This window comes from Nitrospira sp. BLG_2 (assembly GCF_049222245.1).
The window spans coordinates 1-2,529 of record NZ_JBLYIG010000462.1 but is presented as its reverse complement, the minus strand read 5'-3'; the positions used below and the strand labels follow the sequence as shown (position 1 = coordinate 2,529).

Genomic DNA, 2,529 nt, shown 5'->3' with positions numbered 1-2,529 from the left:
CCCTACCTTCTCGAAGAAGCGTACGAAGTCATCGAGACCATCGATCAGCGTGACAAGCAAAAGCTTCGTGAAGAACTCGGGGACGTGCTCTTACAAGTCCTCTTTCACAGCCAGATCGCCGCTGAGGCCGGCTCGTTTACGGTTGAGGACGTGATCGAGACACTCGCCACCAAGCTGATCCGTAGACACCCTCACGTGTTCCGTACCGGCGACCCAGCTGGACAGGCGTCGAATAGTGAGCAGGTTTTGGCTCAATGGGAGGATATTAAACGCGCGGAGCGTGTCGCCGCCGGAAACACACAATCAGCCCTTGACGGAGTGCCGAAGATCTTGCCGGCATTGCTGCGGGCATATCAGATTCAGGCACGGGCATCCCGAGTCGGCTTCGATTGGCCACAGAGTGAGGCCGGCCTGGAACAGGTCTTCGTAAAAGTTGCTGAAGAGATCGGTGAACTGCGCGAGGCGCTGACGCTAAGCTCGACAAGAACGGAATCGGAGTCCGATCGACTTTATGCCGGTGAGGAGATCGAGAATGAGTTGGGTGATCTTCTGTTCTCACTGGTCAACCTCTCTCGATTTCTAAAGGCCAATCCTGAAGAGGCGCTGCGCCGTGCCACGAGCCGTTTCATCGATCGGTTTCACCTGGTGGAGGCACAAGCCATGAAGAAGGGCCGGTCGTTAAAAGACAGGACACTGGCTGAAATGAACGAGTTGTGGGACGAAGCCAAGCGACGGTTACAGAGACCCCGTCCAGATTCCGCACCGCCTGTTGGAGATTGCGCTCCATGACGAAGAACCAAGAGCCTTATGAAGACGGTAAACGTGCCGGAGCCCATCCGCTGCTCGTCGTATTTGGCATCCTCCTTGGACTCTGGTTGTTCGTTGCCCTGATCGTCCCCAGTTCGAGGAACAAACAGGCGACCGGCACCGAAGGCCCCAATGTTTCGGTTATCGAGGATCCGGAAGCCGCGCCTGTTATGTTCAAAGTAGAAACGACCATCCTTGATATGAGCACCCTCGGTTTGGTCGTCCCGTCTCAAGCGACGGATAGTCAAATCGTCGCCCTCTTGAAACGCCTCAAACAAGCACGCTTGGACGGCACACTCAGTGAACAGCTTCCTTCAACCACACCCGGCCACAAACTCGGCGATCATGCCGTCGCCGACATCTTCATCGTTTCAGACAAGCAATACGCGGAAGCGGATACCATCCGTACGCTGGCGCAAGGAGCCCATGCGCCCGGAACGCTCTATCCGAATGCCGTTCCGTTCGAGGTGGCCATGGAGCACGTGCGCGGCCACTACCGTATCGACTTGAACGATACCGGCAGCCCGGACAAGGGATCGCTGGGGTTCGCAGATGAATCAGGTATCCATTCGAAACATTACAAGAGAATCTTTTGACGGATCGGCCTTCACCTTTTCCGCGGAAAGTCAGATGCGCGCACGCCTCCTTACTTCTTCCCGGATAGCCGATTGATCCGCTTCAAATAACGCCTCCAACTTCGGAAAGAGATGGGCCAACGGCCCTATGAATGGCGCCAACATCGTATCACGTCGTTCCGTCAGCATCCCCTCTCTTTCGGCCACCCGCATCTTCCGGTCGGCAATCGTTCTGGAGACGATGTTGTTCATCATCAATTGCTGTCCCGGTGAACCGACAACCATCCCAACGAGACGCCGCTTAAATACTTCCAGCTCATCCGGTATTGAGACCTTCACCCGTACGCCATGCGGTGTCGCCCAGGTGGACCGTTGAATCGAATAGTCGTAGGAGAAGACTTGCTCGCGAGGCTCACGAAAGGGACCGTTGATATCCACGATAGCGAAGGTGTTTTCAGTTGATGACATGGTTCGCTCGCTTTCGTCTCAACACTGACCCTGTATCGCTCTTGACTCACTATATAGGATATAGGAACTTGAAGTTGTGGAGAACAGAGGCTATCTATAATGGAGGGGGGCAGTACAATACAAGCGAAGGACGGAGGTTGTTTAGGACCCCCGTCTTTAACATTCTCGAACTTTGTGGATTTCCACGCTACGGCAGTGTTGGAGATCCAGAGCGCAAGACGGCTTTCTGACACACTGATATACTCCGACTGAGGATTCCTTCGGGAGAAGGCATGGCCAAGAAAGGCTATCCTGGACTCGTCCTAGTGCCGCCCAGCGATCGAACAATCTTAAGGCGCCGGCTGCTTCGTTGGTCTTTGTTCATCGTCGCGCTGATCTGGTGTGCATCGACCCTGCCTGTATGGCCACCCACCTCCGAAGACCGAGCGAACTGTCGGCCTGGTGTCGGCCAGAAAGGTTCGGACAGTTCTGCTGAAAACTGCGACCTACGGCAACCGGTCCCGGAACCGCCGCCCAATCAGAGTGAGTTCAGCCTTACGCCAGTCTCACAAGCTGAAGGCCTGAGCGAGCACCAGAGTCCTCCCGCTTCATCCACCCCTGATCCCGATCGGCTCGCACCCCAGAATAATCACGACCAAGACACACGGCTCAAATCTGCAAGTCCGACCGATCGTTCCTC

Annotated in this window: 4 protein-coding genes; 3 read left to right on the top strand and 1 reads right to left on the bottom strand. The window is 55.5% G+C overall.

Annotated elements, in window-relative coordinates; all coding sequences use genetic code 11:
• The coding region (gene mazG / locus ACOSYY_RS12525; RefSeq protein ID WP_421662789.1) for a nucleoside triphosphate pyrophosphohydrolase at positions 1 to 789 on the top strand (789 nt) is incomplete at its 5' end.
• The gene (locus tag ACOSYY_RS12520) at positions 786 to 1,403 is read left to right on the top strand and encodes a hypothetical protein (RefSeq protein ID WP_421662788.1); all 618 of its coding nucleotides are present in this window, start codon (positions 786 to 788) and stop codon (positions 1,401 to 1,403) included. The genes mazG and ACOSYY_RS12520, both read left to right, overlap by 4 nt.
• A gap of 30 nt (positions 1,404 to 1,433) precedes the next feature.
• Here the strand turns inward: ACOSYY_RS12520 and ACOSYY_RS12515 are convergent, their stop codons facing one another.
• On the bottom strand, positions 1,434 to 1,850 hold the full coding sequence (locus ACOSYY_RS12515) for a hypothetical protein (protein ID WP_421662787.1): 417 nt from the start codon (positions 1,848 to 1,850) through the stop codon (positions 1,434 to 1,436).
• 272 nt (positions 1,851 to 2,122) lie between these two features.
• Here ACOSYY_RS12515 and ACOSYY_RS12510 point away from each other — a divergent pair.
• Positions 2,123 to 2,529 (top strand): hypothetical protein (locus tag ACOSYY_RS12510; protein WP_421662786.1); only part of this gene is annotated, 407 nt, incomplete at its 3' end.

Coding starts and splice junctions, on each gene's coding strand:
- ACOSYY_RS12520 (WP_421662788.1), top strand. CDS start 786: ATGACGAAGAACCAAGAGCCTTATGAAGACGGTAAACGTGCCGGAGCC.
- ACOSYY_RS12515 (WP_421662787.1), bottom strand. CDS start 1,850: ATGTCATCAACTGAAAACACCTTCGCTATCGTGGATATCAACGGTCCC.